The 13,666-nt window shown below is 67.9% G+C and carries 8 protein-coding genes; 3 read left to right on the plus strand and 5 right to left on the minus strand.

Going from position 1 to position 13,666, the window contains the following annotated elements:
- Positions 1-2,916 (minus strand): excinuclease ABC subunit UvrA, encoded by a 2,916-nt coding sequence (gene uvrA, locus G6N55_RS04640; protein ID WP_085225505.1) that lies wholly within the window; start codon positions 2,914-2,916, stop codon positions 1-3.
- Between the two features lie 133 nt (positions 2,917-3,049).
- Here uvrA and G6N55_RS04645 point away from each other — a divergent pair, with 133 nt between their 5' ends.
- Both G6N55_RS04645 and G6N55_RS04650 read left to right on the plus strand, forming a co-directional pair.
- Complete coding sequence (locus G6N55_RS04645; protein ID WP_085225507.1) at positions 3,050-3,736, plus strand: MBL fold metallo-hydrolase; 687 nt, start codon at positions 3,050-3,052, stop codon at positions 3,734-3,736.
- A 282-nt stretch (positions 3,737-4,018) separates the two neighbouring features.
- Positions 4,019-5,431 carry a PPE family protein gene (locus tag G6N55_RS04650; RefSeq protein ID WP_085225509.1) on the plus strand — a complete coding sequence of 471 codons (1,413 nt, stop codon included), beginning with the start codon at positions 4,019-4,021 and terminating at the stop codon, positions 5,429-5,431.
- Between the two features lie 15 nt (positions 5,432-5,446).
- On the opposite strand, the gene G6N55_RS04655 is transcribed toward G6N55_RS04650, so the two are convergent.
- Positions 5,447-5,890, minus strand: coding sequence for a universal stress protein (locus tag G6N55_RS04655; protein WP_085225511.1), 444 nt, complete (start codon positions 5,888-5,890; stop codon positions 5,447-5,449).
- Positions 5,891-6,208: 318 nt separating this feature from the next.
- On the opposite strand from G6N55_RS04655, the gene G6N55_RS04660 reads away from it, so the two are divergent.
- The gene (locus G6N55_RS04660; protein ID WP_085225512.1) at positions 6,209-7,780 is read left to right on the plus strand and encodes a mannosyltransferase; all 1,572 of its coding nucleotides are present in this window, start codon (positions 6,209-6,211) and stop codon (positions 7,778-7,780) included.
- A gap of 5 nt (positions 7,781-7,785) precedes the next feature.
- On the opposite strand, the gene G6N55_RS04665 is transcribed toward G6N55_RS04660, so the two are convergent.
- The 3 genes from G6N55_RS04665 to G6N55_RS04675 all read right to left on the minus strand — a co-directional run bounded on the left by G6N55_RS04665 (position 7,786) and on the right by G6N55_RS04675 (position 13,517).
- On the minus strand, positions 7,786-9,192 hold the full coding sequence (locus G6N55_RS04665) for an MFS transporter (protein ID WP_085225514.1): 1,407 nt from the start codon (positions 9,190-9,192) through the stop codon (positions 7,786-7,788).
- A gap of 26 nt (positions 9,193-9,218) precedes the next feature.
- Positions 9,219-11,378, minus strand: coding sequence for an excinuclease ABC subunit UvrB (uvrB, locus tag G6N55_RS04670; RefSeq protein ID WP_085225516.1), 2,160 nt, complete (start codon positions 11,376-11,378; stop codon positions 9,219-9,221).
- A 90-nt stretch (positions 11,379-11,468) separates the two neighbouring features.
- Complete coding sequence (locus G6N55_RS04675) at positions 11,469-13,517, minus strand: serine/threonine-protein kinase (protein WP_085225518.1); 2,049 nt, start codon at positions 13,515-13,517, stop codon at positions 11,469-11,471.
- Positions 13,518-13,666: the final 149 nt, after the last annotated feature.

Genomic DNA, 13,666 nt, shown 5'->3' on the forward strand with positions numbered 1-13,666 from the left:
TCAGGCGCTGACTTTGCGCCGCCGGCCGGCACGCGGCTTGGCCGCCGGCACCGTGCTGCGTCCGACGACCTCGGCGAGAAACTTTCCGGTGTAGCTTTCGGGCACCGCCGCGACGTCCTCAGGAGTGCCTTCGGCGACAACGGTTCCGCCTTCGGCCCCACCCTCCGGCCCCATGTCGACGATCCAGTCCGCCGTCTTGATCACGTCCAGGTTGTGCTCGATCACGATGACCGTATTGCCTTTGTCCACAAGGCCATTGATCACGCTGAGCAGCTTGCGGATGTCGTCGAAATGCAACCCGGTGGTGGGCTCGTCGAGGATGTAGATGGTGCGGCCCGTCGAACGCTTCTGCAGTTCGGACGCCAGCTTGACGCGTTGCGCCTCACCGCCGGACAGAGTCGGCGCGGGCTGGCCCAGTCGCACGTAGCCGAGGCCGACGTCGACCAGCGTGCGCAGATAGCGGTGAATGCCGCTGATCGGCTCGAAGAACTCGCATGCTTCCTCGATCGACATGTCCAGCACTTCGGAGATGGTCTTGCCCTTGTAATGCACCTCGAGGGTTTCCCGGTTGTACCGGGCGCCCTGGCACACCTCGCAGGGCACATACACGTCGGGCAGGAAGTTCATCTCGATCTTGATCGTTCCGTCGCCGGTGCATGCCTCGCAGCGGCCGCCCTTGACGTTGAACGAGAACCGCCCGGGTTGGTAGCCACGGACTTTCGCCTCGGTGGTCGCGGCGAACAAGGTGCGGATCTTGTCGAACACCCCGGTGTAGGTGGCCGGGTTCGAGCGCGGTGTACGCCCGATCGGCGACTGGTCCACCCGCACCAGCTTGTCCAGCTGGTCGATCCCATTGACCCGGGTGTGCCGGCCCGGAACCTGCCGAGCGCCGTTGAGCCGGTTGGCCAGCACCGCGGCCAGGATGTCGTTGACCAAGGTCGACTTGCCGGAGCCCGACACGCCGGTCACCGATGTGAGCACGCCCAGCGGGAACGACACATCAATGTCGCGCAGGTTGTGTTCGCGGGCCCCGACCACGGTGAGCTGACGCTTGCGATCGGCGACACGCCGATGTGTAGGCGTGGCAATGCTTTCCCGGCCCGACAGGTAGGCGCCGGTGATCGAGTTCTCGTTGGCCAGCAGCTCCTGATAGGTGCCGCTGTGCACGATTTGGCCGCCGTGTTCGCCGGCTCCCGGTCCGATGTCGACGATCCAGTCGGCGTGCGCGATGGTGTCCTCGTCATGCTCGACGACGATCAGGGTGTTTCCCAAAGCCCTTAGCCGCGTGAGGGTTTCGATGAGCCGACGGTTGTCGCGCTGGTGCAGCCCGATGGATGGCTCGTCGAGCACATAGAGCACGCCGACCAGACCGGAGCCGATCTGGGTGGCCAGCCGAATGCGCTGTGCCTCACCGCCGGACAGCGTCGCGGCGGCCCGGGACAGCGACAGGTACTCCAGCCCGACATCGAGCAGAAAGCCCAGCCGCGACTGGATTTCCTTGAGCACCTGCCCCGCGATCGCCTGCTCGCGCGGGCCCAGGGTGAGCGCGTTGAGGAAGTCGGCGCAATCCGAGATGGACAGCTCGCAGACCTCGGCGATGGACTTCGCGCCCCGGTCCCCCGCGGCCAGTGATACCGCCAGGATCTCCGGTTTGAGCCGCGTCCCTTCACAAACCGGACAAGGGATGTCCCGCATGAAGCCCTCGTAGCGCTCCTTCATCTGCTCGGACTCGGTCTGCTCCATCTTGCGTTGCAGGAACGCCAGCACGCCTTCGAAATCGGCGTAGTACGAACGGGTTCGGCCGTACCGGTTGCGGTAACGCACGTGCACCTGATGATCGGAGCCCTCGAGAATCGCCTTGCGGGCCTTGGCCGGGAGCTTGCGCCATGGCGTGTCGACGTCGAAACCCAGCTCCTCGCCGAGCCCGGCCATCATCCGGGTGAAGTACTCCGCGGTGTGTCCCGCCGACCACGGTGCCACCGCGCCCTCGGCCAGGGTGCGCTCCGGATCGGGCACCACCAGATCCGGGTCGACCTCCTTGCGGATACCCAAGCCCACGCATTCCGGGCAGGCGCCGTAGGGCGAGTTGAACGAGAACGAGCGGGGCTCCAGGTCGTCGACGGCCAGCGGGTGCCCGTTGGGGCAGGCGAGCTTCTCGGAGAACCGCTGCTCGCGCGGGTGGTCGTGCTCGTCGCGATCGTCGGGAAATTCCAGCACCACAATGCCGTCGGCCAGGTTCAGCGCGGTCTCCACCGAATCGGTGAGCCGCTGCTTGGCGGCGACCTTGACGGTGAGGCGATCCACCACCACCTCGATGTCGTGCTTTTCCTGCTTTTTCAGCTTGGGCGGATCGGCCAGCGAATGCACCACACCGTCGACCCGCACCCGGCTGTAGCCCTGAGCGTTGAGCTTGTCGAACAGGTCGGCAAACTCACCCTTGCGGGTGCGCACCACGGGGGCCAGCACCAGGAACCGGATGCCCTCCTCCATCGCCAACACCTGGTCCACGATTTGCTGCGGGGTCTGCCGCGCGATCCGCTCACCGCAGACCGGGCAGTGCGGCGTGCCCGCGCGCGCATACAGCAGCCGCAGGTAGTCGTACACCTCGGTGATCGTGCCGACGGTGGACCGGGGGTTGCGGTTGGTCGACTTCTGGTCGATGGACACCGCCGGCGACAGGCCCTCGATGAAGTCGACGTCGGGTTTGTCCATCTGCCCGAGGAATTGGCGCGCGTAGGCCGACAGGGACTCCACGTAGCGGCGCTGTCCCTCGGCGAAGATGGTGTCGAAGGCCAGGGATGACTTGCCCGATCCGGACAACCCGGTGAAGACGATCAACGAGTCGCGCGGCAGGTCGAGGTCGACGCCGCGCAGGTTGTGCTCGCGGGCACCCTTGACGATCAGGCGGTCAGCCAAGGCAGCCCCTCTTTCTAACGGTCCGAATCTTTTGCCCGCCTATCGGCGGTTACTGCGCACGGCGCATTCCATGCTAGGTGCCCCCACCGACAAGACACCCATCCCAGGCCGGCCACCTTGTAGCGTGAGCGGTATGGCTGCCCCGGACAAGCTCAGCGACAACTACACCGGACACGTGGACCCTGGTAACGCCGCCCGTCGCACCCTGCCCGGCGCGACCATCGTCAAGGCGTCGGTGGGCCCCATGGACAACAACGCCTACTTGGTGACATGTTCCGCGACCGGTGAAACGCTTCTGATCGACGCCGCCAACGACGCGGACGTGCTGATCGACCTGATCCAAACTTACGCTCCGAAGCTGTCGCTGATCGTGACCAGCCACCAGCACTTCGACCACTGGCAGGCGCTGGAGGCCGTGGCCGCCGCCACCGGTGCGCCGACCGCCTCGCACGAGATCGACGCCGAACCGCTGCCCGTCAAGCCGGATCGCTTGCTGGCCAACGGCGACACCGTGCAGATCGGCGAGCTGACGTTCGACGTCATCCACTTGCGCGGGCACACCCCCGGCTCGATCGCGCTGGCCCTGGGCGGGCCCGCGACCGGCGGCGTCACGCAGCTGTTCACCGGCGACTGCCTCTTCCCCGGCGGGGTGGGCAAGACGTGGCAGAAGGGTGACTTCGCCCAGTTGCTCGACGACGTCAGCACCAGGGTCTTCGACGTGTACGACGACTCGACCGTCGTCTATCCGGGCCACGGCGACGACACCGTGCTGGGCACCGAGCGCCCCCATCTCAGCGAATGGCGCGACCGAGGCTGGTAGCCGTCCACCTGGGCTACCTTGCCGCAGAACATAATTCGGAACCCACTGGCCGACCGTGATAGCGCTTCAGGGACCGGCCTCGGTGATCGACGGCACACCGTCCGGCCACCCCGGCGAACACCACGGGGCCGACTTACGAAACCCGATTGAGCTGCACCGAAACGCCCTCCGCAGCACACCGCGCTCGGTAGCATGCGAGCCGATCACCAATCGTTTTCCCGATGTCCGCCCCACGCCAGCCGCGCAGGCAGTCGTGCCCAATTAACTGATTGGCGAACGGAAATGGATTATGCAGCGTTACCGCCCGAGGTCAACTCCGGCCGGATGTACGCGGGGGCGGGGTCCGTGCCGATGTGGGCGGCCGCCGCGGCCTGGGACGGGCTGGGCGCCGAACTGACCTCGGCGGCGGCCGCCTACCGGTCGGTGGTGTCCGGGCTGACGCGTGAGGCGTGGATGGGCCCGGCGTCGATGTCGATGCGCGCCGCGGCGATCTCCTTCGCGTCGTGGTTGAGCACCACCGCCGAGCAGGTGAAGCTGACGGCCAGACAGGCCCGCGCGGCGGCGGCGGCGTACGAGACGGCCTTCGCGGCGACGGTGCCGCCCGCCTTGATCGCCGAGAACCGGGCGCTACTGCTGGAATTGGTCGCGACGAACCTCTTCGGTCAGAACACCCCGGCCATCTCGGCCACCGAGACGCAGTACAGCGAGATGTGGGCGCAGGATGCGACCACCATGTTCACCTACGCCGGCGGGTCGGCGGCCGCGTCCAGGTTGACGCCGTTCAGCGATCCGCCGCAGACCACCGACCCGTCCGGGGTCGGCGCCCAGGACGCCGCCGTGAGCAAGGCCGGCACCTCGGCCGCGGCGAGCCCCAAAGCCCTGAACCAAGTGCTGCAGACGGTGCCCGAAGTGCTGGACACGCTCGCGGGAGCGCCCGGTGATCCGACCCTGTCGGACATCTTCAATGTCACGGCGAGCGGTACCTACGTCGCCAGTGGCGTGCTGTTCATCCTCGGCCCGTTGCTGACCGGCCCGATCAATGCGGTGCTGCCGCCCACGATCCTGGGTGCCGCGGCCCCGGCACTGGGCGCGGCGGGTGCGGTGGCAGGACTGATCAGCGACACCGCGCCGGCCACGGGAAGTCTGGGCGGTAGGGGCGTGCTGGCCGGCCTGGGGCGGTCGCTGCCGGTCGGTGGGCTGTCGGTACCGCCGGCCTGGGCCGGAGCGGCACCCGTGCTCGCCAGCGCGGTGCGGGCATTGCCGGAAGCCGCCCTGGCCGGGCTGCCGGAAGCGGCGATCGACGGGCTCGGGCCCGGCGCCGGAGCGTTCCTGCCGGGCAGCCTGATGGCCGCGGCGGCGGGCGGCGGCGGCGCGGCGGGCGGTGGTTTTGCGGCGACGCGCGCCGGCGCGGCGGCCCAACGCGGTGCGACCCCGCCACCCGATCGCGGTACGCCGGCCCGCTACGGCGCCCCTCCCGGGGTGATTCCGCAGGTGGCGCGGGCGGCCGGCCCGCACGAGGGCCTGCACAGCCCGGCGATGTTGACCGATCAGCGAGCGCCCGCGACCGACGGCATGGTGGGCGAGACCCTTCGCGACGAAATCAACGACCTGCGCAAACAGATCTCCGACCTGGCGCTGGAGCGCGATGTGCTGATGAGGTCCCTGGCCCTGTGGGCCAGAGGATCCGCGGAGTAGCGAAAACCCGTCCGGTTAGGACGTGGTGTGCACGATCAATACGTCGACCTTGGCCCGGCGTGACACGTTGGCCGGCACCGAGCCGAGCAAGCGGCCGGCGATGGTGCTCAGGCCGACGTTACCGACGACCAGTAGGTCGGCTTTCACGTCTTCGGCCAGGCTGACCAGGGCGTCGACGGGGGCGCCGACGATCGGGCGCTCCTCGACGTTCTTAGCGCCGGCCTTGTGTGCCCGCTCCTTGGCGTCCTGCAAGATCGCGTAAATCGGGGCGGTGCCCGACACTTTGTAGCTTTCTTCCTTCAGGACGTCGGCGGCCCGGCCGTCCTGATGCTGGGGTAGATACGCCGACGCGACGATCAGCTTTCCGTCGGGCCCGGCGATGGTGGCCGCCCGCTCGACCGCACGCAACGATGAGTCCGAGCCGTCAGTACCGACCACCACAGTCCGATAAGCGGACATTAACCCTCCCAGTGTCGTTTGCCAGGCCAACCCCAAGACAGTAGCGCGTTGTCCGATCTAGATGGGTCAGATTACCCACACCAAAGTGGTGTGGCGCAAGCCTCCATTTACCTCGCCACGCTGCAGCAACGGCCTCAATTCCCGATAATGAAGCCATGAGATGCCCCCGCCCAGGCCGGAAGGCCTTGCGCGGCGGCGTTTTCCAGGAGCTACGGACGCGGCAAGCGAGGCCGTCGAGCCGTGTCCGGCGGTCCCCCACCGACCGGCCGGACCGCTGATGACCTGGTCGATCGGGTGCGCCTTACAGTGACAGGCATCATGGCTACCTCCGCCCTCGAGCAGCGCTCCCCGGAAGTGATTGCCGAGTCCGGGCCCGGGACCCAGCGCGGCAGGTTGCTCGACCCGTGGGCGATCGCCGTTCTGGCTGCCGTCATCAGTGGCGCCTGGGCCTGCCGGCCTTCGCTGTGGTTCGACGAGGGCGCCACCATCTCGGCCGCGGCGAGCCGGACTTTGCCCGAACTGTGGCGGCTGCTGGGCCACATCGATGCCGTGCATGGCCTGTACTACCTGGTGATGCACGGATGGTTCGCGATCTTTCCGCCGACCGAGTTCTGGTCGCGGGTTCCCAGCGCCCTCGCGATCGGGGCCGCGGCCGCCGGCGTCGTCGTATTCACCCGGCAATTCACGCCGGGACGCGGCACCGCGCTGTGCGCGGGCGTCATCTTCGCGATCCTGCCGCGCACCACCTGGGCGGGTATCGAGGCCCGCCCGTATGCCCTGTCGGTGGCCGCGGCGATCTGGCTGACGGTATTGCTGGTCACCGCGGTGCGACGGAATCGGCCCCGGCGCTGGGCGGGCTACGCCGTGGCGCTGATGGTGTCGATCCTGTTGAGCCTCAACCTGGTGCTGCTGGTCCTGGTGTACGCGGTGATGCTGCCACTGCTGGCGCCCAAGGGATCTCGGAAATCCCCGGTCATCTGGTGGGCGGCCAGCACGGCCGTCGCGCTGGGTGTCATGACGCCGTTCATCCTGTTCGCCCATGGTCAGGCATTCCAGGTGAACTGGCTTTTCCCGGTCAGCTGGCACTACGCATTCGACATCACCCAGCGGCAGTATTTCGACCACAGTGTGCCGTTCGCCGTGCTCAGCGGGGTGATCATGGTGGCCGCGGTCGTCGTCCGGCGGTTCGGCGCACCGGCGCCGGCGGGCGACATGCGCCGGCTGCTGCTCATCTGCGTCGGGTGGATCGTGCTGCCCACCACCGCCGTTGTGGTCTATTCGGCGATCGGCGAGCCGATGTACTTTCCGCGCTACCTGATCCTGACCACGCCCGCGTTGGCCGTGCTGTTGGCGGTCTGCATCATCACGGTGGCGCGCCGGAGGTGGGCCGTTGTCGGTGTAGTGCTGCTGTTCGTCGTTGCGGCGGTGCCGGATTACCTGTTCGTCCAGCGCTGGCCGTACGCCAAGGAGGGCTGGGACTACAGCCAGGTGGCCGATGTGATCAGCTCGCACGCCGCGCCCGGGGACTGCCTGCTGGCGGACAACACCGTGCCGTGGCGGCCCGGCCCGATCCGCGCGCTGCTGGCCACCCGTCCGGGCGCGTTCCGGTCGCTGATCGACGTCGAGCGCGGCGTTTACGGGCCCAAGGTCGGCTCGCTGTGGGACGGCCACGTCGCGGTGTGGCTGACGACGGCCAAGATCAACAAGTGCACGACGCTGTGGACGATCACGAATTACGACAAGTCGTTCCCGGATCATCAGTCGGGACAATCATTGCCCCCCGGCGCATTTGGCCGCACTCCGGCGTATAAATTCCCCGGCTATCTCGGCTTCCACATCGTCGAACGGTGGCAGTTCCACTACTCGCAGGTCGTCAAATCGACCCGCTGATCGCATCAGCCCGGCGCGCGGCGATAGCGACGGCTGGCCTTTGTGGATGCCACGACGGCCGAGGCCGCCAGCACCGCGATGACGGCGTACAACCACCGGGCCGCCGCCAGATCCCCACCCGCGGCGTTGTTGACCACCACGCCCGCCAGCCCGGCCCCGAAGGCCGCCGAAATCAATTGGACGGTATTGATGGCCGCGGCCGCCGCGCCGCCCTCGGACGGGTCGTCGACGGTGTCCATCGCACGCATCGACAGATGCGGCCAGGTCATCCCCATCCCGATTCCGGCGATCAGGAAGCCCACCGCCCAGACCAGGACGACCCCGGTCGGCGCGTCAGCGCGCTGGGTCGCAGCGGCCAGCACCAGACCCGACGCCATCACCAGCGGAGCGATCGCGATCACCCGACCGACCACCAGAGGGGCGCTGAGCGAGGCGCTGGACAGCTCGGAGATCGTCCAACCCATGGCCAGCACCGCACCCAAGAATCCGGCCGCGACCGGCGTCAGATGTGCCAACCGCTGACCGAACAACGGCACATAGGTGTCGACCATCACGGCGGCCATCTGCACCGCCATCGTCAGATAGATCCATTTCAACGGACCGCTTCCAAAGGTGCTGGGCGGCAACACTTTTGCCCGCATCCGCCAGTCGACGTAGACGAACAGCCCGAGCAGCACCGCACCGGCGACCAGCAGCCCCACCGTCGCGAAGACATTGCGCGGCAACTCCGCAACGCTGACCGCCAGCGCGGCCGCACCCATCAGCAGCAGCGACAGCACCGGCACCTTGGTGATTGCCGTCGCGTCGCCGGGGCCGCCGTCGGCGTTGTTGAGTGCCCGCGGCACCAAGATCGCCATCAGCGCGGCGAGAATCGTCATCGCGCCAAATGCCCACCGCCACAACCCAAACTGCGAAAAGAGGCCGCCGATCGCGGGCCCGACCAGGGTCGCGACGCCCCACATCGCCGACACCAGCGCCGAGCCGCGGGTCCACAGCGAGCGCGGCAAGGCGGTGTTGATCAGCGAATAGCCCAGGCCGGCCAGTAGACCGCCCGCCACCCCCTGCAGGGCACGTCCGGCGATCAACACCTCCATCGTCGGCGCCAGCGCGCACACGATGCTCGCGATGCCGAACACGGCCAGACCCCAGAGGAACGAGGAGCGTGCACCGATGCGCAGTCGCAACGTGTTCACCGTGGCCGCCGCGACGACGGACCCGACCAGATACAGGGTGATCACCCATGCGTACAGCCGGCTGCCACCGATTTCGGCGACGGTGCTCGGGAGCAGGCTGGTGGTCAGAAACTCGGTGGTGGCGTAGAGCAGCACACCACCGGCCAGGACGGTGGACGTGCCCAGGTAGCCACCCAGCAGCTCGCGCCAGCTGCCGGTGTCGCTGGCCGTATCCGTCACCCCTACACCGTATTAGGCGTCGCGAGTCACTTCAGACCGGCGGCATCCATTCCGCGCAGTTCCTTTTTGAGGTCGGCGATTTCGTCGCGGAACCGTGCCGCGAGTTCGAATTGCAGGTCGCGGGCGGCGGCCATCATCTGCGCGGTGAGGTCTTTGATCAGATCGGCCAGCTCGGCGCGCGGCATGCTGGTGGTGTCGCGGCCCTCGATGATGCCGGCGCTGACCGCGCGACCGGGCTCCCCCTGCGCGCGCCGGCCGCGCGACGCGTTGCGTCCCGACCCGCCGATCTGAACGTTTTCGGAGTCGTCCGCCTCGCGATAGACCTGATCGAGGATGTCGGCGATCTTTTTGCGCAGCGGTTGCGGGTCGATGCCGTTGGCCTCGTTGTAGGCGATCTGCTTGGCGCGGCGCCGTTCGGTCTCGTCGATGGCCTCGGTCATCGAGTCGGTCATCTTGTCGGCATACATGTGGACCTCGCCCGAGACGTTGCGGGCGGCGCGGCCGATGGTCTGGATCAGGCTGCGCGCCGAGCGCAGGAAGCCTTCCTTGTCGGCGTCGAGGATCGAGACCAGCGACACCTCGGGCAGGTCCAGGCCCTCGCGCAGCAGATTGATGCCGACCAGGACGTCGTAATCGCCGAGGCGCAGCTGGCGCAGCAGCTCGACCCGGCGCAGCGTGTCGACCTCGGAGTGCAGGTAGCGCACCCGGATGCCCATCTCCAACAGGTAGTCGGTGAGGTCTTCGGCCATCTTCTTGGTCAGCGTCGTCACCAGCACCCGCTCGTCGGCCTCGGCCCGCTTGCGGATCTCCCCGATCAGGTCGTCGATCTGCCCCTTCGTCGGCTTGACCACGACCTTCGGGTCCACCAGGCCGGTGGGGCGAATCACCTGCTCGACGAACTCCCCGGCGGCCTGGCTCAGCTCGTAGGGGCCCGGGGTGGCGGACAGGTAGACGGTCTGACCGATCCGGTCGGCGAACTCCTCCCAGGTCAGCGGACGGTTGTCGCAGGCCGACGGCAGCCGGAATCCGTAGTCGACCAAGTTGCGTTTGCGGGACATGTCGCCCTCGTACATGCCGCCGATCTGCGGCACGGTCACGTGCGACTCGTCGATGACCAGCAGAAAGTCTTCGGGGAAGTAGTCCAGCAGCGTCGCCGGGGGGGTACCCGCGCCGCGGCCGTCGATATGGCGCGAGTAGTTCTCGATGCCCGAGCAGAAGCCGACCTGCCGCATCATCTCGATGTCGTAGTTGGTGCGCATCCGCAGCCGCTGGGCCTCCAGCAGCTTGCCCTGACCCTCGAATTCGGCGAGCCGCTCGGCAAGCTCCTCTTCGATGGTCGAGATCGCCTGCGCCATCCGCTCCGGGCCGGCCACATAGTGGGTGGCCGGAAAGATCCGCAGCGAGTCGACCTGACGGACCACGTCGCCGGTCAACGGGTGCAGGTAATAGAGCGCCTCGATCTCGTCGCCGAAGAACTCGATACGCACCGCGAGCTCCTCATACGACGGAATGATCTCCACGGTGTCGCCGCGCACCCGGAACGAGCCGCGGGTGAACGACAGGTCGTTGCGGGTGTACTGCACGTCGACCAGCAACCGCAGCAACCCGTCGCGTGGCACCTCGGTGCCGACCCGCAGCTCGACCGAACGGTCTAGGTAGGACTGCGGCGTGCCCAGGCCGTAGATGCACGACACCGAGGCGACCACCACCACATCGCGGCGGGACAGCAGCGACGACGTCGCGGAGTGCCGCAGCCGCTCCACGTCGTCGTTGATCGAGCTGTCCTTTTCGATGTAGGTGTCGGTCTGCGCGATGTAAGCCTCCGGCTGGTAGTAATCGTAGTACGACACGAAGTACTCGACCGCGTTGTGCGGCAACATCTCTCGCAGCTCGTTGGCGAGCTGGGCGGCCAGCGTCTTGTTCGGGGCCATGACCAGGGTGGGCCGCTGCAGCCGCTCGATCAGCCAGGCCGTAGTGGCCGACTTTCCGGTGCCGGTGGCGCCGAGCAGCACGACGTCGCGCTCCCCCGCCCGGATGCGGCGTTCCAGCTCGTCGATCGCGCCCGGCTGGTCACCGGCGGGATCGTGCGGGCTGACCACCTCGAACCGGCCGCCGGCGCGCACGACCTGATCGACCGCGCGGTACTCCGAATGCGCGACGACAGGGTGCTCGGTGGCGAAAGCCATGTCCCCAGGGTAGAGGCGCGCACCGACAAGTGTGGCAACGCCGGCGGCCCCCACCACATCTGCCACAGGAGTACCGCGCGGGCACCAGCCTCAGTGCCGGGTCCACATCCGGGTGACCGGATCGCATTGCAGCAGATAGCCGTCGTTCGAGGTGGACATCGCGAACACCGGGACGTCGGGCAGGTCGCACGAGCTGCCCGCGGCGTGCACCCCCGTCGCAATCGGCGCCTTGTCCCAGGTGTTGCCCTCGCACACCACCTGCTGATTGCTGGTCGGGTCGTAGGCGAGCTTGTCGACGTCGGTGCACAACCCGCCGAGGACGGCCGGCGCCGGGTGCGCCGGTGTGGTCGAGGTGCTGATCACCTGGTTGGGATCGGCCAACGCCACCCCGGCCGGTGCGTCACCGACCCGGGTGGCCACGACGGGAACCCGCACCACGGCCCCCTGCGCGCCGCACTCGTTGCTCAGCACGGTCTCGGTTTCGGTGCCGCGCAGGGTGCCGTCCGGTTGCGGAGCCAACGACCAGGCGACCGTCTCCTGCTGGGTCGCAAGGACTTGCCCGTTCGGCTGGTGGCAGCCGACCCGCTCCTGCTGCGGTGCCCCCTGCCAATATCCGCCGACGTAACGCAACGTGTCGGTCTCGCCGCCGTCGGCGGTGCTGGCCACTTGGTGGTTGGTGTCATCCAGCTTGGTACCGCTGGCCGCGCATCCGTTCGTGGTGCACGCGGAGCGGAACGCCCACCAGTTCGTATCGGAGCCGTCGTGGCGGATCGCAATGCCATTGGTGGTCCGCTTGGTCCGGTCATAGGTCAATTGGTAGGTGCCACCCAGGACCGGTCCCCCGGGCCGCGGTGCGACGCCGGCCGCGGGCGCCGACGGTCGCGACGCCAGCGCGGGGTTGGGTTGCGTACTTTCCGGCTGGAAGGAGTACAGCGTCGACCACGTCGCCGCCACGGCGACCAGCACCGCGCACACCAGCGCGGCCGACCACCGGGTCCTCGACGAAAACCTGTGGTAGGCCGAGGAAATCAGCCCGCCGGCCCCGCGGCGCCGGTGCGGCAAAACGGCTGCATCACCGGCCTCCTCGACGGCGTCGACCTGCTCGCCGACGGCGGCGGCGGCGGCGAATGCACGACACCGCTCGAAGCGCTCCGCCGGTTGCTTGCCAAGGGCTTTGAAGAACACGTCGTCCAGGTAGGCCAGCTCCGGCCGGTAATCGCTGAGCCGCGGCGGATCCTCGTGCAGATGCTGGCTGATCACCGCGATCGGATTGGAATGCTGAAACGGCGGAGCACCGGTGAGCAGATGAAATGCCGTGGCGGCCAACGCATATTGGTCCGCCCTGCCGTCGATGTTGGATCCGGTCAACTGTTCGGGCGCCGCGTACGCGACCGTTCCGACCGCGACATTGGTCTCGGTGATCCCGCTGATGTTGCCCAGGTGTCGCGCTACCCCGAAGTCCGCCAACAGGATTCGCTGATCATCGTCGCCGGGGTGGGTGAGCAGGATGTTGGCGGGTTTGACGTCGCGGTGCAGCAGGCCGCGGTCGTGCGCGTAATCGAGGGCGGCCGCAACGGCGTGCAGAATCGCACACACCTCGCCGATCGGCATCCCCTCCTGGTAGCGCTCCTTCACCAGCCGCGACGCATCGGTGCCCTCGACGTAGTCCATCGAGATCCACAGCCGGCCGTCGAATTCACCGCGATCGTGCACGCCGACGATGTGTGGGTGCCACAGCGTAGCGGCGAGATCGGCTTCGCGGTTGAACCTTTCGCGGAACTCGCTGTCCGCCGTGACGGCCTCGGCGAGGACTTTGATCACGTCGCGACGCGGCAGCCGCGGATGCAGGGCCAGATAGACCTCGGCCATCCCGCCGGCGCCCAGCGGTCGCAGGATGGTGTAGCCCGCGAAGGAGGCACCGTTGGCCATCGCCGGGCGCGATCCGCTGACCTGTTCGTCGGCCGGGGCGGGTGCGAGTTCCGCATGGGGAGTCGGGTTGGCCGGGGGGACGCGGCGAAACAGGTGTGCGACGGTCGCCGAATGTAACCCGGCGCGCAGCGCCTCACCGGCCAGGCGCGGGTTGGTCAGCAGCCGCCGGCCGCTGCCGAGGCGCCGGGTCGGGCGCTTCAGCTCGTCCATGTGTGATTGCCCCCTCGTGGTTTCGGCATTCCTGCGCACGCCAAAACCACACCGTTTCGGCAGTACGGAAAGGTCCCCCCGTGACTCCTCCGGTTCGAATCATGCCGGACGCGGATTGGCGAAAGGCTGCTGGACGCTATGAGCCAGCT

The organism is Mycobacterium florentinum (assembly GCF_010730355.1).
Classification (GTDB): Bacteria; Actinomycetota; Actinomycetes; order Mycobacteriales; family Mycobacteriaceae; genus Mycobacterium; species Mycobacterium florentinum.

Coding starts and splice junctions, on each gene's coding strand:
- G6N55_RS04660 (WP_085225512.1), top strand. CDS start 6,209: ATGGCTACCTCCGCCCTCGAGCAGCGCTCCCCGGAAGTGATTGCCGAG.
- G6N55_RS04655 (WP_085225511.1), bottom strand. CDS start 5,890: ATGTCCGCTTATCGGACTGTGGTGGTCGGTACTGACGGCTCGGACTCA.
- uvrB (WP_085225516.1), bottom strand. CDS start 11,378: ATGGCTTTCGCCACCGAGCACCCTGTCGTCGCGCATTCGGAGTACCGC.
- G6N55_RS04675 (WP_085225518.1), bottom strand. CDS start 13,517: ATGGACGAGCTGAAGCGCCCGACCCGGCGCCTCGGCAGCGGCCGGCGG.
- G6N55_RS04650 (WP_085225509.1), top strand. CDS start 4,019: ATGGATTATGCAGCGTTACCGCCCGAGGTCAACTCCGGCCGGATGTAC.
- G6N55_RS04645 (WP_085225507.1), top strand. CDS start 3,050: ATGGCTGCCCCGGACAAGCTCAGCGACAACTACACCGGACACGTGGAC.